Source organism: Yunchengibacter salinarum, assembly GCF_037658235.1.
GTDB classification, from domain to species: domain Bacteria; phylum Pseudomonadota; class Alphaproteobacteria; order Sphingomonadales; family Kordiimonadaceae; genus Yunchengibacter; species Yunchengibacter salinarum.
Map to the genome: position 1 here is coordinate 116,120 of NZ_JBBJLN010000008.1, position 26,865 is coordinate 142,984.

The window sequence follows — 26,865 nt, forward strand, 5'->3', positions numbered from 1 at the left end:
GGCCATGACACCGCCCCTGCCCGCCGCGCTGGGCGCCCTTGAATCAGGCACCGATGCCGTGTTGGTGACCGTGCTGGACGCGCGCGGCTCCGCCCCGCGGGAAGCGGGCACGGCCATGCTGGTCACGCAGGGCGGGGTCAGTGGCACCATTGGCGGCGGCAATCTGGAACATCAGGCCATCGCCCAGGCACGCAAGCTGCTGACCGGCGACAGCCGGTTCGCGGTGCAGGATTACGCCCTTGGCCCGTTGCTGGCGCAGTGTTGCGGCGGCCATGTGACGCTGGCGCTGGAACGGCTGGGACCAGCCGACCGGGACTGGCTGGCAGCGCACGGGGATGGCCGCGCGGGCGGCGTGGCGCTGGATCTCGCCACCGGCAAGCGCAGCCTGACCACGGATACCCCCGTCGCCCCCCTGCTGCTGGACGACACCGGCGCCCCCCTGACACCCCCTGCCCGCGCCCGCACGGCCAGCCGCTTCCTGATGCCGCTGTCGGCGGGTCGCACGCCGCTGTTCATTTTCGGCGCGGGCCATGTGGGCCGGGCCGTGGCGAAACTGGTGGCGGACCTGCCCTTTGCCACCCGCTGGGCGGACAGCCGTGCCGACGAATTCCCGAACCCGCCGCCGCCCGGCCTGCGCCCGGTGGTGACGGACGCCCCGGAAACACTGGTGGAAACCGCACCGGAAGGCGCTTTCTACCTGGTGTTCACCCACAGCCACACCCTGGATTACACGCTGACCCGCGCCATACTGGCCCGTGGGGACAGCGGCTATTGCGGGCTGATCGGCTCCGCCACCAAGCGGGCGCGCTTTGTGAAGCGATTGGTGGATGAAGACGGGCTGGATGCCACGGCGCTGGACCGCCTTACCTGCCCCATCGGGCTGCAAGCCGTGCCCGGCAAGGCCCCGGAAGCCATCGCGGTCGGCGTGGCTGGCGAACTGCTGGCGGTGCGGGGCGCGGCCCCGGCATCAACAGCGTAAGGGGCACGGCCCCGCCACGGCGCCCCCTTGTCGAACCGCACCGGCCAGCCCATTTGATATCAAAGGCGGCCCGAATCCTTGCCACCAGCAAAAGGGCACCGACCGGGGGCGCCCCACAAGGACGCACCCATGAACGATCAGGACAGCGGCGCCGAGACCCACTCGGACAAGACGGCATTCCGGCGCGATGTGCTGGCCGGACTGACCGGCGACAGCAAGAGCCTTCCCGCCAAATGGCTGTATGACACCCGCGGGTCCGAGTTGTTCGAAAAGATCACCCGGCTGGACGCCTATTATCTCACCCGCACCGAGCGGCGCTTGCTGTCCGGCGCGGTGGATGCGGTGGCGGACAGGGTGGGGCCGGGCGCCATGGTGGTGGAATATGGCGCCGGGGCCAGCCGCAAGACACGGCTGCTTCTGGATGCGCTGCACCAGCCCGCCCTGTATTGCCCCACCGACATCGCCGCCGATTTCCTGACTGTGGCCGCCGATTCGCTGCGGGCGGATTATCCCCATCTGGCCATTCGCCCCCATGTGGGAGATTTCATGGATGGTGGACCGGACGGCACCGGCCACGCCCCGGCGCCGCGGCTGGGCTTTTTCCCCGGCTCCACCATCGGCAATCTGGACGATGCGGCGATCCATGCCTTTCTCACCGCCATTCGCGGCAAACTGGGCAGAGGTGCCTTTTTCCTGCTGGGCGCCGATCTGGTGAAGGATGTGGCGCGTATGCGCGCCGCCTATGACGACCCGGACGGCCTGACCGCCCGGTTCAACCGCAACATACTGCACCATATCAACCGGCGCCTTGGCAGCGACCTGGACCCGGGCGCCTTCAGCCACGAAGCCCGCTGGAACCCCGAAACATCCTGCGTGGAAATGCATTTGGTCAGTCGCAAGGCGCACACCGCCCATGTGGCGGACCACCCGATCCGCTTTGAACAGGGCGAAAGCATCCACACGGAAAATTCCCGGAAATTCACCGAAACCGACCTGTCCCGCCGCGCTGATGCCGCTGGCTGGCATCTGGCCCGGCGCTGGACGGACGCTGACACACCCTTCCTGCTGGCGCTTTTTCAGGCGGATTGATCGACCGCCTTCTCCCTGGCGTGTCAGGACAGCATCGGACAAAATTCTGATATTTTCACGCGAAAGTGATCAGGCGCTATTAGTTCCTGATTGGGACCATCTGCGGCCCGGTGCAACGATAAACTGGCGTAATCGCCCTGGGGGAGGGGGATATGAGCGCCTTCGCGGAAACAGGCGGACGATTTCGCCCGATGGGCCGTTTTCCGGTGGCCCGTTTCGCGGTGACCCATTTCGCGGTGACTCTGGCGGAGCGGGAGGGATTCGAACCCTCGAGGGGCTTGCGCCCCAACACGCTTTCCAGGCGTGCGCCTTAAACCGCTCGGCCACCGCTCCGCAAGTCACGCACGGGCGCTGCCCGTGTGAACTGGGGCGCACTATAGTGATTGTATTCGCGGACGCAAGGGGCAAGTCGGCGCAAAGATGCGCCTGATCCCATGGGTCCGCGGCAAAGGGGTTTCAGCCGGGGTGGATGCCCGTTCGGCACGGTTCGAACCCCCTGGATGAAAGGAATTAGCCATGCCTGATCAACCAGTTGAAAACCGCACCCGCCGTCGGGCCGTGCTTGCCGTGGTGGCGCTGATGGCCGCTTTGGTTCTGCTGGTGCTGCCATTGACGGGGGCCGGCGCGTCACCCATTCAGGACTGGCAGAAAGCGCTGGTCAAGACGATCACCGAGAAGCATGTTTATCCGCGCAGCGCCCTGCGCCGGGAACTGGAAGGCTCGGCACGGGTGCGGGTCACCATTGATCGCAGCGGCACCATCACGGGCTATGAGATCGTCAAGCCCACGGGCGAACCGGTGTTCGACAAGCTGATTCCCCGCCTGATGGACAGCTTCTCGCCGCTGCCCGCACCGCCGGACAGCCTGTCGGACAACAATCTCACCTTCGTTCTGCCGCTGAGCTGGAACCTGCAATAAAGCAGGCGTGAAAGCCACCGGGCACAAAAAAGGCCGCCGGATCACCCGACGGCCCCTTTTCATATGATCTGATGATCCGCTTACTGCACCAGCGCATTGATGCCGCTGGCCAGCGCAACGGCGGCAATAACGCTAACGCCGTTCAGGGCGCCTTCTTTCAATACGGTGGCGCGGTCCTTGAAGAAGTTGGTTACGTTGGTCATGGCACATCTCCTTGTGCGTGTTTACTGCCGCCGATCGCTTGTTTTGGCATGAGCGGCTGACGGCCTGTTCCGCTCTGTTGACACCGGAGATACGCTTCCCGACCCGATCCATGAAGGGGTTTTTTCGTCAAAGGAGCCATGCAAATAATGCATAGCAAAGACGTTTCCGGCCCAAAGACGGGGAATGGGTACAGCCCGGCAGCCCGTATTGGCAGCCCTGTCACGGGGTACCCGCCATGAAAAACCCCGCCACCGGATCACCGGGGCGGGGCCTTTTGATTGGCGATATCACGCTGGGCGGTTCAGCCGTTCAGCTTGGGCGCCAGCAACTGATTCACCAGTTTGGGGTTGGCCTTGCCGCCGGTGGCCTTCATCACCTGACCGACGAAAAAGCCCATCAGCTTGGTCTTGCCGTCCCGGTACTGGGCCAATTGATCCGGGTTATCCGCCAGCACCTGATCAATGATGCCTTCAAGCTCGCCCGTGTCGGACATCTGTTTCAGGCCCTTTTCCTCCACAATGGCATTGGGGTCCTGGCCGGTCTCGAACATGATCTCGAACACGTCCTTGGCGATGCGGCCTGAAATGGTGCCGTCTTCCACCAGTGCCAGAAGGGCCGCGCCCTGGGTGGGGGTCACGGGCGATTCGCCGATCCCCTTGCCCGATTTGTTCAGGGCGCCGAAAAAGTCCGACGTGACCCAGTTGGCCGCCTTGCCCGCCAGCTTGGCGGGGCTGCTGCCCGTGGCCTGCACCAGTGCCGCCAGCAGGTCTTCAAAGAAATGGCTGTGTTCCTTTTCCGCCACCAGCACGCCGGCATTATAGTCGCTCAGCCCCAGATCCTTGACGAAGCGGGCTTTCTTGGCATCCGGCAGTTCCGGCAGGCTGTCTTCCGCGTCCCGGATGAAGGCGTCGTCAAAGGTGACGGGCAGCAGGTCCGGGTCGGGGAAATAGCGATAGTCGTGCGCTTCTTCCTTGGACCGCATGGATCGGGTTTCCCCCTTGACCGGATCGAACAGCCGGGTTTCCTGATCCACGCTGCCGCCCGCCTCGATAATGTCCACCTGGCGCTGGGCCTCCACCTCGATCGCCTGACGCACGAATCGCACGGAATTCACGTTCTTGATCTCGCAGCGGGTGCCCAGCCCTTCGCCGGGGCGGCGCACGGACACGTTCACGTCCGCCCGCATGGAGCCCTGCTCCATATTGCCGTCGCAGGTGCCGATATAGCGCAGAATGGTGCGCAGCTTGGTGAGATAGGCGCCCGCTTCCTCCGGCGAGGTCATGTCCGGCTTGGACACGATCTCCATCAGCGCCACGCCGGAGCGGTTCAGGTCCACATAAGTGTATTGCGGGTGCTGATCATGCATGGATTTGCCCGCGTCCTGCTCCAGATGGATGCGTTCGATCCCCACCTGTCGGACCAAGCCTTCACCCATGTCCAGCGCGACCACGCCCTCCCCCACAACGGGGTGGGAAAACTGGCTGATCTGGTAGCCCTGCGGCAGGTCCGCATAAAAATAATTCTTGCGGTCGAACTTGGAATAGCGGTTGATCCGCGCCTTCAGGGCCAGCCCCGTGCGCACCGCCTGCCGGATGCATTCCCGGTTCACGGTGGGCAACATGCCGGGCATGGCGGCATCCACCAGGCTCACATTGTCATTGGGCTCGGCGCCGAACTGGGTGGACGCGCCGGAAAACAGCTTGGCGTTGGAGATCACCTGAGCGTGCACCTCCATGCCGATCACCACTTCGAAATCGCCGGTGGCGCCCTGAATCAGATAGGTCATTGGGCATCCTCCCACCAGATGGTCGGCTCTGCCTTGAAGGCGGCGGCCTCCTCCAGCACACCGGAAACCGTGAACACGGCGTCTTCCCCCCATGTGGGGCCAAGCACCTGAAGGCCCAGCGGCAGGCCGTTCTTGTCCAGCCCCGCGGCCACGCTGGCGCCCGGAATCCCCGCAAGCGAGGCGGGCACGGTGAACACGTCATTGAGATACATGGCCACCGGGTCGTCGCTCTTCTCGCCGGGGGCAAAGGCGGCGCTGGGCGCGGTGGGGGTCAGGATCGCATCCACCTCCTCGAACGCCCGGTGGAAATCCCCGGCGATGAGCTGGCGCACCTTCTGAGCTTTCAGATAATAGGCATCATAATAGCCCGCCGAAAGCACATAGGTGCCGATCATCAGGCGGCGCTGCACCTCTTCGCCGAAACCGGCGGCGCGGGTGGCTTCATACATGTCCACCAGGCTGCCGCCTTCCGGCACTTCGCGCAGGCCATAGCGCACGCCGTCATAGCGCGCCAGATTGGACGATGCCTCCGCGGGCGCGATGATATAATAGGCGGGCAGGGCATATTTGGTGTGGGGCAGATTGATATCCACCACTTTGGCGCCCGCCTGCTTCAGCCAGTCGATCCCCTGATGCCACAGCGTTTCGATCTCGGCGGGCATGTCCGCCAGGTGATATTCCTGGGGAATGCCGATGGTCTTGCCGCGAATGTCACCGGTCAGCGCCGCTTCGAAATCGGGCACGTCCTTTTGTACGGAGGTGCTGTCCTTCGGGTCATAGCCCGCCATGGCGCCCAGCATGATCGCCCCGTCCCGCACCGAGCGGGTGATGGTGCCCGCCTGATCCAGCGAGCTGGCAAACGCCACCATGCCATAGCGGCTGCACCGGCCATAGGTGGGCTTGATGCCGAAGGTGCCGGTGAAGCTGGCGGGCTGACGGATTGACCCGCCGGTGTCGGACGCCGTGGCCCCCATGGCGGCAAAGCCGGACACGCTGGCCACGGACCCGCCGCTGGACCCGCCGGGCACCGTATCCACCGTGCCCCGGCGCCAGGGGTTTTTCACCGGGCCGTAATAGCTGGTCTCGTTGGATGAGCCCATGGCGAATTCATCCATGTTCAGCTTGCCCAGCATCACCGCGCCCGCATCCCACAACTTCTGTGTCACGGTGGATTCATAGGGCGGCTCGAACCCGTCCAGAATATGGCTGCACGCGGTGGTGTGCACGCCCTCGGTGGCGAACAAGTCCTTCACCCCGATGGGAATGCCCGCCATGGCGCCCGCATCACCCGCCTTGATCGCCTTGTCCGCCGCCTCGGCCTGGGCGCGGGCCTTGTCCGGCGTGGCGACGATATAGGCATTCAGGGGCGCGGCCTTTTCCACCGCCGCGATATGGGCATCCGCCAGTTCCACGGCGGTAAAGCGGCCCTTTTTCAGACCATCACGGGCTTCGGCAATGGTCAGCCGTGTCAGATCACTGTCCATGGGTGCGGTCCTATTCGATTACTTTAGGAACGGCGAAGAAGCCGTAATCGCTGGCGGGCGCGTTCTTCAGAACGTCTGCCGCCTTGCCACCATCGGTCACGATATCGTCCCGCCAGACAAGCTCGGCATTGACCGGGCTGGTCATGGGCTCCACCTCATCGGTGTTCACTTCGCCCAGTTGCTCCACCCAGTCGAGAATGTTGTTCAATTCCCCGGCCAGCCCGTCCAGCCGGTCTTCCGGCACGCGAATCCGCGCCAATTGGGCGATCTTCCTGACCGTATCCCTGTCGATATCCGACATAGTGCTACCCTTGGCAAATCGCTTCGAAAGTCCGGCGCCGACCCGCCGCGCCGGTATGAAAAGACGGCCATTGCCCCTTCCATGAAAAAAGGGCACAGCCCGCATCGGCGCGCAACTTAGCGACTTGACCGCAGGGGGGCAAGCCACGATTGAGGGCACACGCCAGCCCCCGAACGGCTTTTGCCAAGCGGGGCCAAACAGCCTATCATGATGCCAAACCCAATCAGGAGAGATATCCGTGCAAATACTGAAAGGGCGATACAGCCGCCTGCTGCTGGGCGGGGGCGCCGTCATCATTGTGGCGGCGGTTCTGACGCTGATCTACGGCCTGTACAAATGGCAGGAAAGCGTGGACACGCTGGGCGTCGGATACCGCCATGCCGAGGATCTGACCATCACGGAGGACATGACCGTGGAGGAGCGCAAGCAGGCGTTCTTCGACTTCATGCGCCCCATCGTGAAGGCTGAAAACCGGCGCATCAGCGCACTGCGGGACCGGTTGCAGGCAGCCCGGCAGGACAAGACTCCCCCCGCCTGGGTGGCCGATGTGGCCGAAAACTACGGTGTGGACTGGTCCGGCGAGGGCCGGGAGAGCGAATGGCGCGCCCTGCTGCGCCGGGTGGACACGGTACCGCTGCCCCTCGTGCTGGCCCAGGCGGCCAACGAATCGAGCTGGGGCCGGTCCCGTTTCGCCCGAAAGGGCAACAATTTCTTCGGCCAGTGGTGCTTTTCCAAGGGCTGCGGGATCGTTCCCAAGCGCCGCAGTGCCGGCAAGAATCATGAAGTGGCGAGCTTTGACACCGTGAACGCGGCGGTGCGCGCCTATCTGCACAATATCAACACCTCCGGCGCCTATGGCGGGCTGCGAGACATCCGCTACACCGCGCGCCAGCAGGCGCGGAAACCGAAGGCCGAAGCCCTGGCCGCCGGGCTGACCCGCTATAGCGAGCGGGGCGCGGCCTATGTATCCGAAATCCGCGCCATGATCCGGGTCAACACGCCGCTGATGATGCAGAGCCAGACAGCCGAATGACCTCGACGCGGCCCGACAAGCGTGTGGATGTGGCCATTGCGGGCGGCGGCCATAACGGCCTGGTCGCCGCCTTTTATCTGGCCCGCGCCGGGCTGTCCGTCCATCTGGTGGAAGCGCGCCCGGTGCTGGGCGGCGCGGCGGTCACACAGGAATTTCACCCCGGTTTCCGCAACTCGCTGGCCAGCTATACGGTCAGCCTGCTGCATCCGCGCGTCATCCGGGACATGGACCTGCCCCGTCATGGCCTGACCATCAGGGAGCGCCCGCAGGATAATATGCTGCTGTCACCCGATGGCGGTGTGCTTCATGTGCCTTCCGACAGGGCGGCATTCCAGCGGGAAGTGGCAAAAATCTGCCCGGACGACGCGGCAACCCTTCCCGCTTATGACGCATGGCTGACCGAGGCGGCGGACGTGCTGCGCGCGCTGGCCCTGGCACCGCCGCCCGATACCGGCGGCGACCTGCTCGCCATGCTGCGCGCCGGGCGCCTGGCCCGGCAGTTGTGGACCCTGCCGCCCCGAACACAATCCGCCCTGTTGCAGCTTTTCACCGCCAGCGCGGCGGAGGTGCTGGACCAGTGGTTCCGCCATGACCGGGTCAAGGCGCTGTTTGCCTTTGACAGCGTGGTGGGCAGCTTCACCACACCGGAAGCGCCGGGGTCCGCCTATGTGCTGCTGCATCACTGCTTCGGCGAAGTGAACGGCAAGCGCGGCGCATGGGGCCACGCCATGGGGGGCATGGGCGCCATCACACAGGCCATGGCCCGCGCCGCCGGGGAAGCGGGCGCCGTGCTGGAAACCGGGGCGCCCGTGGCCCGGATACGGGTGCAGAAAGGCCGCGCGGACGGGCTGGAACTGACGGACGGGCGCACCATTCAGGCCCGCCATGTGCTCGCCGCCCTTGGCCCCAAGCCCCTGTTCACCCGGTTGATGGATGAAAAAGACGTACCGGGCGACTTTCTGGCGGCCATGCGGCGTTTCAAGACCGAGTCCGCCTCGCTTCGGATCAATCTGGCCCTTGACCGTCTGCCCGATTTCACCGCCGCAAAGGGGCCTGGACCGCATCTGACCGGCGGCATCATTGTGGGTGGCGGCATGGACTATCTGCACAATGCCCATGAAAGCGCGCGGCGGCATGGCTGGTCAAAGGCGCCGGTGGTGGAAATGCTGATTCCCTCCACGCTGGACCCGTCGCTGGCCCCTGAAGGCAAGCATGTGGCCAGCCTGTTCTGCCAGCATTTCCGCTATGACCTGCCGGAAGGCCACTGGGACGACTTCCGCGATCAGGCGGCGGATCACGCCATTGATACGGTGGCGGCCCATGCGCCGGAACTGCGGGACAGCATATTGGCCCGGCAGGTGCTGTCGCCGCTGGATCTGGAACGCACGCTGGGCCTGGCCGGTGGGGACATCTTCCACGGCGCCCTGACCCTGAACCAGTTGTTCGCCGCCCGCCCGGCGCTGGGGGCGGCGCGCTATCGTATGCCGGTCGCCGGGTTGTATCTGGGCGCTTCCGGGGCGCATCCGGGCGGCGGGGTCAGCGGTCTGCCGGGTCACAATGCCGCCCATGCCCTGTTGCAGGACCGCCGCCTGTTGCCGTTCTGAGCGAAACAGACGGGCGCGGGATCAGGGGCGGAGACGCCGGACCTCCCCCCGCCGCCGCCATCACAAAGCGGTGAGAAGCGCGAGATTCCGCCAATACCGGCATGTTGCGGGGTTGTATGACCGGCTATTCGCCCCAAGATTTGTTATGGAATTTTTAACGATTATAAAGGGAGGCATATTCATGCAACGCCTGACACCAACGCTGGTGACTCGCACTTTGGCCGGACTCGTCGCGCTCTTCGGTGCCGGAACCGCCGCCATGGCGGAAGATCGGGATGAAGGGCTGTATCTGTCCGGCTTTGGCGGCCTGTCCTTCCAGTCGGACCAGACCAGCACCCTGGCCGGGGATGTTACCATCGGGCAGCGGCTGGATGCGGATTTCAAGACCGGCTTCGTAGTTGGCGGCGCCGTGGGCTATCGGATGCCGGAACGGTTTGACGGGTTGCGGCTGGAACTGGAAGTGAGCTACCGGGAAAACAGCCTGGACGATGTGCGCGCCGTGGAGCTGCCCGTGACCGGCGTTTCCGGTGACAACAGCTCGCTCGGCGTCCTCGTGAACGCCATTTATGACTTCGAGCATGTTTCGGATTCCTTCACGCCTTATGTGGGGCTCGGCGCGGGGCTCGGCGGCGTGGAATCCGATGCCATCCTGCAAGACGGCACCGCCACCACCCCCTTTGGCGGTACCACGAAAACCGAGTTCCTCTGGCAGGCTATTGGCGGGGTCAGCGTGCCGGTCAGCGACCGTTTCGAATGGTTCGTGGAAGGCCGCTTCTATGACGCACCGGGGGTCGATTTCGACCTGGCGGGCGGTGGCCGCTTCAACAGCGAATTCAGCACCTGGCAAACCCAGACCGGGCTGCGCTTCAGCTTCTGATCCAGGGGGTGCCGCCAATACCCCTCCCCCATGGCGCACCCAAGGACAGCCCGGAACAGGGAAACCGGATTCGGGCCGGTTGCGAGAGCGCGCCGGCCCGGATTCCACCTCGAAGTGATGACATTGGGCTGAAAACCACCCAATGCGTGTTATTTTGCACGCATAAATGATTATTTTACGGAAATATGCAATCGATTGCACCAATTTACTTGCAATCGATTGCAGATATGCATATGCAAGACCTGCTGGCGATTTTCTGGGGTCGCCAGTCAGGGAGGGGTTCCAGCCGATCATATTTAATGGTCAACCAGCCACTGATGCCCTTGAAACGGCACGGTATCAGAGCTGCACGTGATCGGCCCGCCCTCCCTCATTTTGTTTTTTGGGGAGGAAGAAAAGCCATGAAAACGCATCTTGACCTGAAATCCCGGTTGCTTTCGGCAACCGCGGTAACGGCGCTTCTGACTGTGCCCGCCATGGCACAGGATGGGCAGAACACTGCCGACGACAGCAGTGATTCCATCGCGCTTGAAGAAGTGGTGGTACTGGGCACGCCCGGCGGTGCCGGTATGCGCAAGCAGGAAGCCAGCTTCGCCATCACCACCATGAACGCCGCTGACATTCAGCAGTTCGCGCCCAAATCCACGGCCGATCTGATGAAGGGCATTCCCGGCGTATGGGCGGAAAGCTCCGGCGGTGTGGCGGGTGCCAACATCGACGTGCGCGGCCTGCCCGGTGGCGGGGACGCGCCCTTTGTAACCATGTCCATCAATGGGGCGCCGATCTACGGCACGGAAATGCTGTCCTTCTTCGAGCAGAGCTCGATCTTCCGTATCGATGAGACGATCGCATCCTCCGAAGGTCTGCGGGGCGGCCCGAACGCCGTGTTCTCCAACGGGGAGCCGGGCGTGACCATGAACTTCAACCTGAAAAAGGGTGGCGAGGAAACCGAAGGCCGGGTGAAATACACCACGTCGGACTATGACCTGCAAAGGGTGGATGCCGTGCTGAGCGGCAAGCTCGATGAAGGCCTGTATTACATGGTCGGCGGCTATGTGAAGTCCTCGCCCGGTGTTCGGGACACGGAATTCAATGCCGAGGAAGGCAACCAGTTCACGGCGCAACTGACCAAGGTGTTCGACAATGGTGAAATCAGCGCCTTCACGCGGATCACCGACGATCACGGCCAATGGGTTCTGCCGATGGCGCTGAACACCGGCAATGATCTGGGCACCTTTGCCCAGCTTGGCAATGCCACGCGCTTCCGCGAGCTTCAGGTCAACGCCAATGGCGACACCGAAACCTTCGACTTCGCCGATGGTCGTGGCTGGGATGGCAGCGTCAGCGGCCTGAAGGCTGAATTTGACCTGGGTGACGGCTGGACCGTGCGGGACAACATGTCCTTCACCAAGGGCGATGCGGACACCTTCGGCTTCGTACCGGATGGCAACCCCATTCGTGTCAGCGCGCTCGGCCAAAGCGATGTTCAGACCGTGGGCGGCACCAGCCTGAGCGGTGATGACTATATCCAGAACTATGGCCACTGGGTGGTTCAAAAGGATCTCGAATCCTTCACCAATGACCTGAGCCTGAACAAGGTGATCGGCGATCACGATGTCACCTTCGGTTATTATCAGGCCACCTGGTCTTCCGACGACTTCTGGACCATCGGCAACTTCATCCCGGTTCACAATGTGCAGAACGGCGACCAGATCGCCAATCTGGACTGTGCCGCCACGCAGGCTGCCGGGTCCAATTCCGGGTGCTGGGCGTTCGGCATCGAATCCGCCGGTGATGCCACCGTGGATGCCTTCTATGCCGCCGATAGCTGGCAGGTCACACCCGATCTGCGCTTCGACGTGGGTGTGCGCCGTGAGTGGATCGATCTGGAATATGTGCTGGACAGCGGCCCAGGCTTCCCGGACGGCACCCGCGACATGGATGTGTCCCTCAATGACAGCGAATGGGCCTTCACCGCAGCCGTCAATTATGACTTCAACGAGGACACGGGTGTGTTCGCCCGCTTCTCCGACGGCTTCCTGTTCCCGCACTTCGACGATATCCGCGAAGGCAATCTGAACACCAATGGCATTGAGCAGTGGGAAGCCGGGGTGAAGCACTCCGCAACCTATTACAGCATCTTTGCCACGGCCTATTACACGCAGCAGGATTCCTTTGAGAGCACGGTGGGTGGCGAACGTCCGAACACCGCTTTCAAGACCGAATCGCTGGGTGTGGAGATCGATGCCTCCATCAATTATGAAGGCTTCAATCTGCGCGGTATCGGCACCATCCAGGATGCCGAGATCGACGAATCCGACAATCCGGCAGAGGTGGGCAACACGGTTCTGCGCCAGCCCGACTGGCAGTTCCGCCTGTCGCCCAGCTATGAGTTCGAGATCGGTGATTCCATCGCCACCATCTATGCCGCAGCGCATTTTGTGGGCGACCGCTTCTCCAGCAACGCCAACCAGGTGAAACTGGAAAGCTACACCAAGATCGATGCGGGCGTTTCGCTGAACACCGGCTCCGGCCTGTTCTTCCGCATTCACGCGGACAACCTGAACGACTCGCAGGGCCTGACCGAGGGTGACCCCCGCAATCCGCTGGCACCCAATGGTCGTCCGATCTTCGGCCAGAACTTCCGGTTCTCCGTAGGCTACGACTTCTAATAGCCGTACCGGACATCAACACCATCGGGGCCGGTTCCGCCGGCCCCGACAGATGGCCGCACAGCTTCTCCCCCAAGGAGAGAGACCGGGGTTGCCCAATGACATCCGTACTCGGTCATCGGAACACCCCGGTCACCTCTCTGCTTTAAGCGCGGCCAGCCGACCGGCAAGGCTCCAGCAAGGTAGGGACGCCATCATGCAAAGCATCGCCCATTCGACCACGCGACCGGCTTCCACCCTGTGGCGAACCGGCCTGATCGCGCTCGCGGCCCTTGGCGCCGCCACCGGCGTGACCGCCGATGAAACGCCGCCAGGCCAGGCGGGCTCCCCCACGAACGTGCTTGATTTTTCCCAGGCCGAGGGCCGCACGCTGAACCGGTTCATTCGCGCCGATGGCGTGGCGGCGCACATATCCGTGCGCCCGGTACCAAGCCCGCGCCTTGTGGTGGCATTTCCCGCGGGCAACAGCGGCGCGGCCCTGTTCTTTCAGGCGCAGCCATCCGCCCCCGATTTTGAGGCCCCACGGGATGTCACCCCCGTGCGGACCACCCGAAACGGCACCGAAATGAGCGGCGTACGCTTTCACCTGCGCGCCGACACGCCCCGGCTGGCGCTCACACGCGGCGACGCGGGCAGCATCCGCTTCCTGCGCGGCGCGGTGGACCCCGACCGCCTGCCCGCTCGCCCGGACCTTGAGCCGGTCATGGACGGCCAGAGCCTGACCTTCACCCGCACCCGGCCCGACGGGGAAAGCCGCTACAGCCTGAAGGTCACCTTGAAGCAGGGCACCATCAAGGCCGGAGAAAACGCCATCACGTTCGAAGCCGATGCAAGCGGCACGCTGGACATGGACATCACCGCCCTGACCGGCGACACGCCCTTGTCCGGGCTGGACCGGGCGGCTCTTTTGAGCGACGGCGCCGGGCCGGACACGGACCAGCGCAACGCGCTCGCCTTTCTCACCTATCAGGAAAAGATGCTGGCCGGGTCCTGGCGTTTTCTGACCTATTTCGGGCGCGATACCCTGCTGTCCGCCCGGCTTCTGACGCCGGTTCTCACGCCCCGCGCCGCCAGCGTGGCGCTGCATTCGGTGCTGGCCCGGCTGAGCCCCGCGGGCGGCGTTGCCCATGAGGAGGAAATCGGTGAGCTGGCCGTCTATCGCAACATGGCCGAAACGGGCGAAGCCAGCGCGGCGCCGGTCTATGACTATGACATGGTGGACGACAATCTGATGCTGGCGCCGCTGGTGGCGGCCTATCTGGACCGCTTCGGCCCGGCGCGGATCGAGGGCATGTTGGCAAAAACCCTGCCGGATGGCCGCAGTGCCGGCGCGGCGCTGATGGACAATCTGGCCCTGGTGACAGGGCAGGCCGCCGCCTTTGCCGATCACCCCGGCGCCGCCAATCTGGTATCCATAAGGGACGGACTGCAAGACGGCAACTGGCGGGACAGCGAAGAGGGGCTGGCCGGTGGCCGCATCCCCTATGATGTGAACGCGGTGCTGATGCCCGCCGCCCTCAGGGCCACGGCCACGCTGATGCGGGCGGGGCTGGTATCCCCGTCGGTACACCTGCCTGCCGCCGAGCGGGTGGCGGCCATGGCCACTATCTGGCAACGGCGGGCGCCATCCTTCTTCACCATAGAGCGGACGCCCGCGCAAACCCGGCAGGCGGTGGAAAGCCTGACCACGGCGCGCGACCTGCCCGCGATCAGCAAGCGGATCGATGACCCCGTTCGCTTTCCCGCCGTGGCGCTGGCGGGGGATGGCACCCCGATCCCCGTCATGCATTCCGACGTGGGCTATGACCTGCTGTTTTCCGAGCCCGATACCCGGCGCCTTGGGCACCTGCTGAACGTGATCGTGCAGCCCTTCCCGCTGGGGCTTGCCACGGATGTGGGGGTTCTGTCCGCCAATCCGGCCTTTGCGAACGAAAAGGTGCGGGCGCTGGTCACCAGAAACCATTATCACGGCACCACCATCTGGTCCTGGCAACAGGCGATGATCATTGCAGGTCTTGACCGCCAGCTTGCCCGCTCGGACGTGCCGGAGGGCCTGAAATCCCGCATGGCTGACGCGCGCGACCAGATCATGGCCACCGTTCGCCGCAGCCGGGCGCTGCTCAATTCCGAACTGTGGACATGGTCGGTACAGGGTGGGTCGGTACAGGATGGGTCGGTACAGGATGGCCGTTATGTCCCAAGCCCCTTCGGCCAGGGCGCCGACCATCTGACCGAATCCAACCCGGTCCAGCTATGGAGCACGGTTTTCCTGGGCGTCGCGGACGGCCAGCACCGCCAGGTTCCGGCACTGAACGGGAACAACCCCTAAGCGCGCATCCAAAGCGACCCTACACGCACCCGCGCAAACACAAACCTATCCGACGAGCGCGCAGCGCCAGGTGTGAGCGGTAAACAAATCGCTCCACCCGCACCGGCCTTGCCTCTACCGGCGCTGCCCACGGCAGCGCCGGAGGCCACGACCGTGGCCCGCCGCCCATGCGGCGCCCTCGCGGAGCCGGGCGCGTAGCGCTAGGGCGTGAGCGGTAAATAAAGCCCCCGCCCTTAAAAGGCCGCGCCCACGCGCAGGAACACCTGCCGCCCCACCGGGGCCAGCGGCGTTTCCAGAAAGGCTTGCTCGTCCAGCGCCTGTCCCACAAGTTCCACGGTCACGGCGTCGTTCGCTCGATAGGCAAGGCGCAGGTCCACACGCAGATTATCGGGCACGTCAAAGGTGGTGAAGGTGCCGGGCGGCGTGGTGAAGAAATTGCGGGTGGTGGTATAGCCGGATGTGTACTGCACCAGCGTATCGGCGCTGAAGCGGCCAAAATCGGCGCCCAGATCCACATTGACCGTGTGGTTGGACACCTCTTCCGCCGGCAGGACGGGCGTTCGGAAAACGCCGCCGTCATTCAGCGGAATATCGCTGCTGATATCCATCAGGGTGTAATTGATGTTCCAGCGGAACGCCCCGCTGCTGCCTTCCAGCGTGGCTTCCAGGCCATAGGCTTCGCTGTCGCCCACATTGCCCTGAAACAGCACGATATGGGGCGGCGCCACCACGGTGCGGGCATTGAAGGACTGCATATTATTGATGTCCTGAAAGAACGCCGCCAGCTTCAGCGTGGAGGACAACGGGGCAATCCGCCGATCATAATTGACCTCGTAATTCATCACACGGGAAAAGTCCGTGTTCGGGTCACCGCCGATGAAAACCGCCCCGCCGAACGGGCTTTGCCCCGCTGGCAGGACAAAGCCGAACTCGGTCAGGCTGGGAATGTCGATGCCCCGTGCCGCGGTCAGGCGGATGGTGTCCGCCTCGCTCGGCTTCCAGACCAGGCCGGCATTGAAGGCCAGCGCGTCAAAGCCGGTATCGAAGTCCGCATTGGTCAGCGGAAAACCGGCGGGCAGGCCACCACTGCGGGACAGGGACAGATCGTCATACCGCACCGTGGTGGACAGGCTGAGCGCCTGCGATATCTTCCAGTCCCAAAGCGCGGAAACGGAGGCGATCTCGTATTTCACGTCGCCGCCGCCATCCAGCGCAAAGGTCTTGTCGCCGCTGAGGATTTGCAGGTCATTGTCCCGGTATTCGCCGAACAGGCGGATGGTGTGGCCCATGGCGGGCTGAAAGATATTGCTCAGTTGCAGCACATTGGTGTTGGACTGCGGGCTGAACCGGTTCAGCCCCCCGGTGGCCGGGTTGGGCTGGCCGAACACCGGATCAAGGCCGTTATGATAGGCATTCAGATTGATCAGGCCCCAATCCGTGTCGGCAATCAGGCGCCCGCGAAGGGTGTAGAAGTCCGCTTCGATCCGGGCATCCACCCGGATCGGCGAAAAGCCGTTGCGGTTGATGCTGGAATAGGAGCCGTCAAAGCCCAACTGCACATTGTCGCTCAGTTGATAGAACAGCTCGCCACTGACCTGTGACCGGCGCGGCTTGGTCTGCAACACATCCTGATTGAAGGGCAACAGGCGCCCCTGATCGAACTCATCCGCGCCGAACGCCCCGGCGGAAAGGCGCACGCCGAGCCGGTCCCCCAGCTTGAAGCTGCTAGAAAGGGACGCGGAAAGCTGATCCTGTGTGCCCGCCGTCACGTTCACATCGGTGCGTTCGTTATACAGCGGATTGTTGGTGACGATATTGATCACCCCGGAAACCGCGTTGAAGCCAAACAGCGCCGTGTTGGGGCCGCGCACCACCTCGATCTGCTGGATTTCGCCGATTTCCACCGGGATCAGTTCCCAGATCACCTGGCCGAACAGGTCCAGATAGACCTGCCGCCCGTTCAGCAGCACCAGCAGACGCTCCGACAAGGGCTGGTTGAAGCCACGGATCGCCACCTCGCTGCCCTGCTTGGCATATTCGCGCACCGACATGCCGGCATATCGGCGCAGAATCTGGGGAATGTCCTGTGCGCCGCTTCGGGCGATATCCTCCCGCGTGATGATCTCCATGCTCAGGGGCACGTCGCTCTGGCGCTGGGGCTTGCCATTGGCGGATACGGTAACCGGCTCCCCGAACAGCGACCGCATGGCCTCGTAATCCACCGCCTGGCCGAAAGAAGGTGCGCTGACCATGAGCGCGGCAACACATCCCGAAACAATCCTTCCGGTTTCACGAGTCATGGCGGGTCTCCTTTGTCATCACGCGTCAGATTTGTTCGACCAGCAGCAGGAAGCCGGACGAGAACTTGATGCCTTCCGTCAGCACCACCGCCCGATTGACCAGAATTTTCACCTTGGGCGTGGATTCGATCCCCACGGCACAGTGCCCGGCCCGCACGCAGGCCAGATCGGTGGACATGGACAGGATCATCCGGCCTTCCGTCGCGGCGGCAATGGCGCCGTGGTGGGCCTGTGTGCCCTGCGGGATCAGAACGATGCCGCCATCCGGCACATCACCGGCCTGTTCAAGGGGGGTCAGTTTCGGGACCAGCGTTGTATTGCCGGCGTCCATCCCGCCCGCCATGGCGGCGGCAATGGCATCCGCATCCGCCTGCGATGCGGGCGTGGCCGGGTCAAAGACAATATGGACAGGCTGTTCCCCGGCGGGCGGGGATTGCAGAAAGCTCACCGTGCGCACGGCGATCTTGATTTCGACCGAGGTGGTCTCGGCCAGGGCCGATGGCATCAGCAGGCCCATAAACAGCAGAAAACCGGCAAGAAAACGTGAGATCACAGCACCCTCCCGAAATGATCACAAAAGCGTGATATTTCGTGAGGATGGCACCAAACCTTTAAAGACCCCTTAACGCGGCCCGGTCATTTGGGCCCGTTCAACGGCCCCGGTCACATGGCGTGCGCTCACCCGTTCCTGATGGGCGCCAGGGTCTGGTCCATCGCCTGTTGCCAGCCTGCCAGCAATGCGGCGCGGCGATCCGGGTCCATGTCCGGGGTGAAGGCACTGTCCCGCACCCAGCCTTCCGCCGCCGCATCCAGATCGGCCCAGAGCCCGACCCCCACGCCCGCCGCAAGCGCGGCCCCAAGCGCAGTGGTCTCCAAACTGGCCGGGCGCTCCACCGGCACATTGCACACATCGGCCAGAAAGCGGGCGAACCAGCCATTGGCCGCCATGCCGCCATCGATCCGCACCACGGCGGGCGGGCGGGCGCCGTCCCGGCGCAAAGTGCCCAAAAGGTCCGCCGTCTGATAGGCCACCGATTCCAGCCCGGCGCGCACCATCTGGGCCCGGCCCGTATCGCGGGTGATGCCGGTGATCAGGCCGCGCGCCTCCGGCGCCCAGTGCGGCGCGCCCAGCCCGGTAAAGGCGGGTACCAGATAAACACCGCCCGTATCGGGGATGGAGGCGGCCACCGCTTCCGTTTCGGCGGCATCGGCCACAAAGCCCATTTCATCCCGGCACCATTGAACCACCGTGCCCGCATTGAAAATGCTGCCTTCCATCGCATAGGACACGCCCGCCGCGGTCTTGTAGGCCACGGTGGACAGCAGCCGGTTGCGGGAATAGACCAGCTCGGCGCCGGTGTTCTGCACCACGAAACAACCGGTGCCATAGGTGGATTTGACCATGCCGGGCCGAATACAGGCCTGGCCGATGCTGGCCGCCTGCTGATCGCCCACCAACCCGGCAATGGGCACGCCCGCGGCGGGCAGCCCCTCGGCCACATGGCCAACCGTTTCGGTGCAATCCACGATGCGCGGCAGCAGGGGCCGGGGTATGGCGAACAGGTCCAGCATTTCATCGGACCACTGAACAGTCTTGATATCCGCCAGCATGGTGCGGGAGGCATTGGTGGCATCAGTCACATGGGCGTGCCCGCCGGTAAGCCGGTACACCAGAAAGCTTTCCACCGTGCCGAACAGAAGCCTGCCCGCCTCCGCCCCGGCGCGCAGGCGGGGACCATCCGGGTCGTCCAGCAGCCATTTCAGCTTGGTGGCGGAAAAATAAGGGTCCAGCAGCAGACCGGTGCGGCGGTTCACCGTGGCGGCCACACCGTCCGACGCGGCCAGATCCTCGCACGCGGCGGCGGTGCGCCGGTCCTGCCAGACAATGGCCCGGTGGCAGGGGGTGCCCGTCTCCCGGTCCCAGACCAGGGTGGTCTCCCGCTGATTGGTGATGCCAAGGGCCATCGGCTGGCGCCCGGCTTCGGCCATGCGGGCCACCACCTCCGCCATGACGGCCTGTGTGGCCTGCCATATCTCTTCCGGCTCGTGCTCCACCCAGCCATTGGCCGGATAATGCTGGCCAAGCGGGCGCTGGGCACTGGCAAGGATGCGGTGTTCATGATCAAACGCCAAAGCCCGCGTGCTGGTGGTGCCCTGGTCGATGGACAAAAGATAGCCGGTGTCGGTCATGAATCGGGCCTCCCTGCGATTTCGGACTGTTTGTGATCACGCCATGACTCGAACCCGGATAAAAGGGCACAGGCCGCCTGCATCAGCCCTTTCCCCGCAAAGGCGCGCTACCGTTCGCTGCCTCTGCCGTCCGGGCCGCGACCCAGTGCGACACGGCCTGACGCTGCGCCTCGTCGAGCCGCAGCCCCGTTTTGGTGCGATGCCAGAGAAAGGCATCGCCACTGGTGACCCATTCATGGGCCACGCCATGGGCCAGTTCCGCCGCATACACATCGGCGCCGAAGTGCTGGCCCAGATCTTCAAGCGTGGTGGCGTCGCTCAGCAGGGCGCGCACATCCGTGCCATAGTGATAGACAAGCCGCCGCGCCATCGCCGGGGGCACGAAGGGCCAGCGGGTGCCGATCTCGTCCAGCAGAGTGTCGGGCGCGGCCTCGCCGCCCGGCAGGGGCGGGGCCTTTTGCGTCCAGGCTGGCCCCATGCCGTCAAAGGCATCGGCCAGCTTGTCCACCGCCTGCTCCGACAGCCTGCGAAACGTAGTGAGCTTGCCACCAAACACATTCAGCAGGGGGGCCGCCCCATCGGGCGCATCCAGATCCAGCACATAGTCGCGGGTGACGGCGGAAACATCCTCGTCGCCATCGCCTTCGTCGAACAGCGGGCGCACCCCGGCATAGGTCCAGACCACATCCGCGCGCTGGATGGGCGCGCGGAAATAGCGGTTGGCGGCGGCCAGCAGATAAGCAATCTCGCCCTCCGTCGCCTCAGGGGTTTCCAGCGCGCCGTCATATTCGGATTCGGTGGTGCCGATCAGCGTATAATCCCGCTCATAGGGAATGGCGAAAATCACCCGGCCATCCGGGTTCTGGAACAGATAGGCGCTGTCATGATCGAACAGGCGCCGGGTGACGATATGGGTTCCCTTCACCAGCTTCAGGCTGGCGGTTCTGTTGGTGTGCACCACCTGCCCCAGCACCCGGCCCGCCCACGGCCCGGCGGCATTGACCACCGCGCGCGCCCGAACCGTGCCGGGGCCGGATGGCCCGGATGTTTCCAGAAGCCAGCCGCCTTCATGGCGGCGGGCGGCGGTAACCGCAGTATTGACCCGAATATCAGCGCCAAGGCGCTGTGCCGCGCGGGCATTGGCCACCACCAGGCGATTGTCCTGCACCCAGCAGTCCCAATAAGCGAAAGCCTGGCGGATGGCGGGATCGAGCGGCGCGGCCGCCGGGTCGATTTTCATGGACAGGCGACCGGAGCCGGGAATGCCCGTGCGCCCGCCCAGATGATCATAAAGGAACAGGCCCAGCCGGATCATCCAGCCGGGGCGGCCGCCCTTCAGCCGGGGCAGCACGAATCTGAGCGGCCAGACAATATGCGGCGCCGCCGCCAGCAGCACGTCCCGTTCCCGCAAGGCATGGCGCACGAGCGAAAATTCATAATGTTCGAGATAGCGCAAACCACCATGGATCAGCTTGGTGCTGGCGCTGGACGTGGCGCCGCCCAGATCGCCCTTTTCCAGCAGCATGACCGACAGCCCGCGCCCCGCCGCATCCCGCGCAATGCCCACGCCATTGATGCCGCCGCCAATCACCGCCAGGTCCACAACCGGGCCGTTGCCCTCACGGTCGTTCAGGCCGGACGGTTCCGGCTGTTCGGGCTGAAGTGTCATGCGTTTTCCCTTCCCAAGGACAGGCCCCACGAGGGGCAGGTCATTGGCTCATCTTGCATCAAGCACCCCTGACCCAAGCGCGACCGGGCCGTCTTCGGCTGGCAGGGCGCAGTTCGGCGGGCGCAGGGCGTGGCGGGGAATCAAACCGGCGCGCACCTCGAACTCCAGATCCACAATGGCGGCTTCCATGTCTTCGGGAACGCTTATGCTGGAATGCTGGTCGAACACCAGCGCGGCGCTGCCATCGCGTATGGTGAAAACATGCATACCGCCAGAAAAACGATCATTGCGAATGTCATCGAGCAGGGAAAACAGCAGCACTTCGGTTTTCTTCACCACGGATGCAAGGACGGTGCCCGGCGCTTCGCCGTTCTGGTTTTCGTCCACGCCGATCGCATACCCCCCCTGTTCCCGCGCCGCCCGGAAAACAGCCGGGCCGCCCGCGCCGGTGCCGTGCAGGATCACGTCCGCACCCCGCGCCAATAGCGCCTGCGCCCCGCGATAGGCCAGGGCGCGGTCATTGAAGGTTCCCAGAACCGAAACATCCACCTGGATATCCGGCGCCACATACCGGGCGCCAGACGCAAAGGCGCAAAACAGCGTGTGGATCACGGGCAACCGTCGCCCGCCGAGAAAGGCCACATGCCCTGTCTCGCTCTTGCGGGCCGCCAGCGCCCCCGCCAGAAAAGCAGGTTCCGCGAGGGAGATGTGATATCCCGCCGCATTGGGCAGGTCGGGCGCCTGCATGGAGATGAAATAAAAACGCCGATCAGGGTGGGCGGCATACAGGGCCGGGTCCAGCGGGTAACCCGATCCGAGAAAGATGATATGCCCATATCCCGCCTTCAACACATCCTGCAACAGGGCCTTCAGCGCTGCCGGCGTGCTCGCCTTCGGGGACCGGTTGACGATCTTGAGACCGTAAAGCGCCTCATATTCCGCTGCCATGTTGCGGAAAATACTTTCGAAACCACCATCGTCCCTGCGCTGTGAATTGGTCAGCATGACAATGCGGCCATTGGCGCTCCGGGATTCCTGCGATGTCTGCGGCTCCCGGCCAGAGCCGGGGGGCGCCCACAGCAACAGGAGGGCACCGATCAGACCCGCCAGCATGGTCCACGCCCCGCCGCGCAGGCTCACCACCCGCGCCCGACACCGCCGGGGCGCCCCGCCTTGCCGTTTGGCCTTTTCATGCACCCCTGCTGCAATATGAGTCCCCGCCATGAGCCGGTTACCAGCCTCTCCACAATTTCGATCATGTTGCGAACTCTGCCACCGTTTGTCAAAGTGCGGTAATTGATACAAAGGGATACACGCATACCGTGTCTACGCACCGGATGACAAAAAAGCGCCTCCCGGCCTTCAATCTTCCGGGCCACTGGTCGGTTCGGCGATCCCTTTTGCTTGCGCTCAGCGCGCTGGGTCTGTTGACGGTGATCGCGGTGTACGCGGCGGTGATGAGCACATTGCGCACCGCAACCGTTCTGGACCGCGTGGAGCACCGCGCCCTGCCAACGCTTGAAGTGGCCGCCAGCATCGCCAGCGACAGTGTTCGGCTGGAAACGCTTGCATTGCGCCTGTCCGCGACGGAAACCATTTATGAAATGCAGGCGCTTCAGATGGAAGCCACGCGCCTTTATGCCACCCTGAAAAAGTCCATCGGCGAACTGGAAAAAACGATGGACAGCGCCGTGGCGCCCGAAGCGGAAACCATCGACTCCCTGCGCACCCAGCTTGAGAATAGCGCCGCCGCATTCGAAGAAAACCTGCTGCAAATGCGGGCACTGACGGCGCGGAAGCTGCAATTGAGCAAGACCCTTCGCCGGATGGCCGCCGCCCGTGCCGATCTGCGCGACCGCGAAAACGGCACGCCCGGCCCGCACACAGCCGCCATTGGTCGGATCGTGGCAGCTTATGACACGGCGCTGGCGGATGCGAATGTGGCCCGCGCGGGCGTTATCGGCACGCATTTCCGGGCGGCCCGCGCCCTGCTCGACTCGCTGGACGGCGACACCGTGGCGGCACTTGCCGGGCCAATCGACGAATTCCGGTCGCTGCTTGTGGCGCCGGGCGGGTTCTACCCGGAAAAGCTCGACCGGTTGCGCACCGAACTGACCCTGAAGCGCGCCATTGACCGACGCTTGCGGGACAGCCGTGCCATTGCCGCCGCCACCGCCGACATGGCCGCCCGCACCAGTGATCGCATTCGCAGCGATGCCAACAGCACCGCCAGCGATGCCCAGCGCATGACCATTTTCGTTGTCGCCATGGGGGGTGTGGCCGGGTTGCTGATCCTGCTTGTCTTCACACTGGTGCGCCGCCGGATTTTGGCGCGGCTGGCACGGCTGCACCGGTCGGTGAAGGCCCAGGCCCAGGGGCACGATGTGCCGGTTGACACCGACGGCCATGACGAACTCGCGGAAATGGCACAGGATTTCCGCTATTTTCTCCATGCCATTCATGACCGGGAAGAAGCCCTGGTCGAAGCCCGCGACAAGGCGGAGGAGGCGGATCGCGCCAAATCCCTTTTCCTGGCCTCCATGAGCCATGAAATCCGCACGCCGATGAACGCCATCATCGGCATGAGCCATCTGACCCTGAAAACCCGGCTGGACAGCCAGCAGCGGGATTATGTGAACAAGATTCAGGTCTCGGCCAGGGCATTACTCGGCATCATCAATGACATACTCGATTTTTCCAAGATCGAGGCGGGCAAGATGACCGTGGATCACGCCCCCTTCCACACCGATACTGTGATCGACCATCTGGCCAATGTGGTCAGCTATGCGGCCAGTGAAAAGGGGCTGGAATTCGTGCTGGACGTGGCCCCCGATTTCCCCCCGCGGCTGGTGGGGGATGCCGCGCGCATGGGGCAATTGCTGATCAATCTGGCCAATAATGCCGTGAAATTCACCGAGCAGGGCACGGTGATCGTGGCGCTGGACAGCCGCCCCCTGCCCGATGGCCGGGTGGAGATTATCGGCGCCATTCATGATACCGGCATCGGCATGACCAAAGACCAGATGGATCGTCTGTTCCAGTCTTTCCAGCAGGCGGACGGCTCCATCGGTCGCCGCTTCGGCGGCACCGGTCTCGGCCTGGCCATCAGCCGTCAGCTTGCCCGCCTGATGGATGGGGATGTCAGCGCCGAAAGCACGCCGGGCGAAGGCAGCACCTTCCGTTTCACCCTGGTGATGGACCGGGCCGACACCGACACGGGCACGATACGCCGTGGCCCCGACCCCGGCACGGGCACGGAGACGGAAGCGGGCGTCATGTCCGCCTTCCCCGGTGCGCACGTTCTTCTGGTGGAGGACAATGCGGTCAACCGGGAAATCGCCCAATCCTTCCTGGAAGCACTTGAGGTGCGCGTGACCACGGCCTGCGATGGCCGGGAGGCGATCGCGGCCCTGAAGGCAGACCGGTTCGACCTGGTGCTGATGGATGTGGAAATGCCCGGCATGGACGGCCTGAGCGCCACACGCGCCATCCGCGCCGATACCGAACTGGCGCCGGTCCCCATTGTGGCGCTCACCGCGCACAGCGTTCTGTCCCACCGGCAGGATCAGCGCGATGCGGGGATGGACGATCACCTCTCCAAGCCGTTCGAACCGGCGGATCTGGCCGCGCTGCTGTCGCGCTGGCTCTCTGACCATGAAGTCCGACGGCCAGAGCGAAACACGGCGGACGATGCCGCCCCGGCCACACCGGGCGGCGCCTTCGATCTTGCCGGGGCACTTTCGGCCACCGGCGACAGTCGGCGTCGACTCGCCGGTCTGAGTCAATCCTTTCTCGGCCAGTATGAAGGTTTCGCCAGCCGTTTGCGGGCCTGGGCCGCGTCAGGCGACCGGGAGACAATCCGCGCCGAGACACACTCCCTGCGCTCGGTTCTGCCATATCTGGGCGCCAATCAACTGGCCAGTCTCGCCGGGCGGATCGAAAACGGGCTGCGGACGGGCGTATCCCTTGCGGACCTTGAAGCGGACATTGACCATTTTTCAGCGGCCATGGAAGATCTTGTTACCAGCGTCGGGGACTGGTGCCATGAAGAAGCCGAAGCGGCCGCATCATCGCCAGAGGGCCTGGAAAACGAAAACGACGACGCGGACCTGCACAGCATGGCGGAGCGCGCGCGCGGCCTGCTGCGTCACGGCGATGCCGACGCCGAGACGGTGGTGCGCGCACTGGCCCGCCGGCTTGACGGGCAGGTGCCCGAAGCGCGGATCAGGCATCTGGTGACGGCCACCATGGATCTGGAAATCGAAGAGGCCCTCGCCACGCTGGACGAGATCATGCAAAGCGTCGCGGCCTGATCCGGGCCCGCCAGAAAGGCCGCTGTGGCCAGCGCCCCTCCACCGCATAGGCACCAAAACGGGCCTGCTCGAACGCCCGGTGAGCGCTCTGCTGTCGCCGGATAAAACAGGCACAGGCGGCATCCCGCGCGCCCTTGTCCACCGGGGTCAGCATGGCGGTGGCGGCATCCGCGCCCATGGCAAGGGCGCGGCCAATACCGTCACCCGCCAGGGGATCGCCAGCCCATAAAGCGTCGCCAATGGCACACCAGCCGGGCCCGCGGGCGCCGTCCGTCCAATAGGTTTGCGCCGGGGCGAGGCCCAGCGGCGTACGAGCCGCCCAGGCGGCATCCCCCGGCGGCGGGGGCAGCGCGTGGCGGCTGTCCCCAAGGCGGCCGATCATGCGCCCGCCATCGGGTGTGGCATGGGCATAGATCCAGCCATCGGGCGTGGCCGCCATATGCAAATAGGCCATGGGCGCGCTTCCCGGCGCCGCCGCCGACAGCAGGGCACGGTCGGCGATCAGACGGTCACCGTATTGACGAACAGGGCGGCGTGGCCCCGGCGCCACCGGCAGCGGAGCGCGGCCAGTGGCAAGCAGGGCATGGCGGGCTCTGAGCGGGGGTGCGTCAGCCGTCAGAAGAACACGCAGGCCGACCCCGCTGTCATCCGTCACCAGCGCCCGGACACGATCGCGCAGCAGCGTGACCCCGGCGGCTGACAGGGCCGCCTTCAACGCCCGGTCCAGCGCCTGTCGCCAGATCATGCGGCCATGACCGAAAGCGGCGGCCCAGTAATCCTGCGCCGCCATCTGCCCGCTGCCCCACTGGGTGCGCGTGCCAAGGCAGGCGGGGGCATCCGTCAGCGCGCCGGGGCCGAGCAGTTGGTCCAGTTGCTCCACCGCCCACGGGGTGAGGATTTCACAGCGCTGGTCATCCGCGGTTGCATTATCCACACCAAGAACATGCCATCCCGCCCGCGCCAGCAGAAGGGCTGCTGTCGCCCCCGCCGGGCCAAGACCTGTGACCACCGCATCAGCCAAGCGTGCCATTTTCCTGCCCTTGCATTTGCAAGTTGCCGTTTTCTTCTTTTGATTGTAAAGTTGTGCCGCTTGTGCGACCTGCATTATTAAGGACAC

General features: G+C 64.4%; 19 protein-coding genes and 1 tRNA gene. 9 read left to right on the forward strand and 11 right to left on the reverse strand.

Going from position 1 to position 26,865, the window contains the following annotated elements:
* Window positions 1–4: 4 nt before the first annotated feature.
* The gene (xdhC, locus tag WGH93_RS10140) at window positions 5–979 is read left to right on the forward strand and encodes a xanthine dehydrogenase accessory protein XdhC (RefSeq protein ID WP_374764771.1); all 975 of its coding nucleotides are present in this window, start codon (window positions 5–7) and stop codon (window positions 977–979) included.
* A gap of 129 nt (window positions 980–1,108) precedes the next feature.
* Entirely contained in the window at window positions 1,109–2,068 is a 960-nt protein-coding gene (egtD, locus tag WGH93_RS10145; RefSeq protein WP_374764772.1) for an L-histidine N(alpha)-methyltransferase, read from the forward strand.
* 243 nt (window positions 2,069–2,311) lie between these two features.
* Here the strand turns inward: egtD and WGH93_RS10150 are convergent.
* Window positions 2,312–2,401 (reverse strand) — tRNA-Ser (locus tag WGH93_RS10150).
* A gap of 183 nt (window positions 2,402–2,584) precedes the next feature.
* On the opposite strand from WGH93_RS10150, the gene WGH93_RS10155 reads away from it, so the two are divergent.
* On the forward strand, window positions 2,585–2,986 hold the full coding sequence (locus tag WGH93_RS10155) for an energy transducer TonB (RefSeq protein WP_374764773.1): 402 nt from the start codon (window positions 2,585–2,587) through the stop codon (window positions 2,984–2,986).
* Window positions 2,987–3,066: 80 nt separating this feature from the next.
* On the opposite strand, the gene WGH93_RS10160 is transcribed toward WGH93_RS10155, so the two are convergent.
* The 4 genes from WGH93_RS10160 to gatC form a co-directional block, all read right to left on the reverse strand.
* Complete coding sequence (locus WGH93_RS10160; protein ID WP_374764774.1) at window positions 3,067–3,189, reverse strand: hypothetical protein; 123 nt, start codon at window positions 3,187–3,189, stop codon at window positions 3,067–3,069.
* 302 nt (window positions 3,190–3,491) lie between these two features.
* Entirely contained in the window at window positions 3,492–4,976 is a 1,485-nt protein-coding gene (gene gatB, locus WGH93_RS10165) for an Asp-tRNA(Asn)/Glu-tRNA(Gln) amidotransferase subunit GatB (protein ID WP_374764775.1), read from the reverse strand.
* Window positions 4,973–6,460, reverse strand: coding sequence for an Asp-tRNA(Asn)/Glu-tRNA(Gln) amidotransferase subunit GatA (gatA, locus tag WGH93_RS10170; RefSeq protein WP_374764776.1), 1,488 nt, complete (start codon window positions 6,458–6,460; stop codon window positions 4,973–4,975). Before gatA ends, gatB begins: the two co-directional genes overlap by 4 nt.
* Before the next feature lie 10 nt (window positions 6,461–6,470).
* Entirely contained in the window at window positions 6,471–6,761 is a 291-nt protein-coding gene (gatC, locus tag WGH93_RS10175; RefSeq protein WP_374764777.1) for an Asp-tRNA(Asn)/Glu-tRNA(Gln) amidotransferase subunit GatC, read from the reverse strand.
* Window positions 6,762–6,999: 238 nt separating this feature from the next.
* Here gatC and WGH93_RS10180 point away from each other — a divergent pair, with 238 nt between their 5' ends.
* The 5 genes from WGH93_RS10180 (at window position 7,000) to WGH93_RS10200 (ending at window position 15,276) form a co-directional block, all read left to right on the forward strand.
* Window positions 7,000–7,794, forward strand: a complete 795-nt coding sequence (locus tag WGH93_RS10180) for a glucosaminidase domain-containing protein (protein ID WP_374764778.1) — start codon at window positions 7,000–7,002, stop codon at window positions 7,792–7,794.
* Complete coding sequence (locus WGH93_RS10185; RefSeq protein WP_374764779.1) at window positions 7,791–9,398, forward strand: phytoene desaturase family protein; 1,608 nt, start codon at window positions 7,791–7,793, stop codon at window positions 9,396–9,398. The genes WGH93_RS10180 and WGH93_RS10185 overlap by 4 nt, the downstream gene beginning before the upstream one ends.
* A gap of 181 nt (window positions 9,399–9,579) precedes the next feature.
* Entirely contained in the window at window positions 9,580–10,275 is a 696-nt protein-coding gene (locus WGH93_RS10190) for an outer membrane protein (RefSeq protein ID WP_374764780.1), read from the forward strand.
* A gap of 401 nt (window positions 10,276–10,676) precedes the next feature.
* The gene (locus WGH93_RS10195) at window positions 10,677–12,947 is read left to right on the forward strand and encodes a TonB-dependent receptor (protein WP_374764781.1); all 2,271 of its coding nucleotides are present in this window, start codon (window positions 10,677–10,679) and stop codon (window positions 12,945–12,947) included.
* A 196-nt stretch (window positions 12,948–13,143) separates the two neighbouring features.
* Complete coding sequence (locus WGH93_RS10200) at window positions 13,144–15,276, forward strand: hypothetical protein (protein WP_374764782.1); 2,133 nt, start codon at window positions 13,144–13,146, stop codon at window positions 15,274–15,276.
* A gap of 233 nt (window positions 15,277–15,509) precedes the next feature.
* On the opposite strand, the gene WGH93_RS10205 is transcribed toward WGH93_RS10200, so the two are convergent.
* From WGH93_RS10205 to WGH93_RS10225, 5 genes are all read right to left on the reverse strand, one after another.
* Window positions 15,510–17,576 carry a TonB-dependent receptor plug domain-containing protein gene (locus tag WGH93_RS10205; RefSeq protein ID WP_374764783.1) on the reverse strand — a complete coding sequence of 689 codons (2,067 nt, stop codon included), beginning with the start codon at window positions 17,574–17,576 and terminating at the stop codon, window positions 15,510–15,512.
* A 25-nt stretch (window positions 17,577–17,601) separates the two neighbouring features.
* On the reverse strand, window positions 17,602–18,129 hold the full coding sequence (locus WGH93_RS10210) for a hypothetical protein (RefSeq protein ID WP_374764784.1): 528 nt from the start codon (window positions 18,127–18,129) through the stop codon (window positions 17,602–17,604).
* Window positions 18,130–18,254: 125 nt separating this feature from the next.
* Entirely contained in the window at window positions 18,255–19,766 is a 1,512-nt protein-coding gene (glpK, locus tag WGH93_RS10215; RefSeq protein WP_374764785.1) for a glycerol kinase GlpK, read from the reverse strand.
* 82 nt (window positions 19,767–19,848) lie between these two features.
* Complete coding sequence (gene glpD / locus WGH93_RS10220; RefSeq protein ID WP_374764786.1) at window positions 19,849–21,435, reverse strand: glycerol-3-phosphate dehydrogenase; 1,587 nt, start codon at window positions 21,433–21,435, stop codon at window positions 19,849–19,851.
* Between the two features lie 48 nt (window positions 21,436–21,483).
* The gene (locus WGH93_RS10225) at window positions 21,484–22,575 is read right to left on the reverse strand and encodes a BMP family lipoprotein (protein ID WP_374764787.1); all 1,092 of its coding nucleotides are present in this window, start codon (window positions 22,573–22,575) and stop codon (window positions 21,484–21,486) included.
* Between the two features lie 182 nt (window positions 22,576–22,757).
* On the opposite strand from WGH93_RS10225, the gene WGH93_RS10230 reads away from it, so the two are divergent.
* Entirely contained in the window at window positions 22,758–25,748 is a 2,991-nt protein-coding gene (locus WGH93_RS10230; protein ID WP_374764788.1) for a hybrid sensor histidine kinase/response regulator, read from the forward strand.
* Here the strand turns inward: WGH93_RS10230 and WGH93_RS10235 are convergent.
* Entirely contained in the window at window positions 25,726–26,778 is a 1,053-nt protein-coding gene (locus tag WGH93_RS10235) for a hypothetical protein (RefSeq protein ID WP_374764789.1), read from the reverse strand. The genes WGH93_RS10230 and WGH93_RS10235 overlap by 23 nt on opposite strands.
* Between the last annotated feature and the right edge of the window lie 87 nt (window positions 26,779–26,865).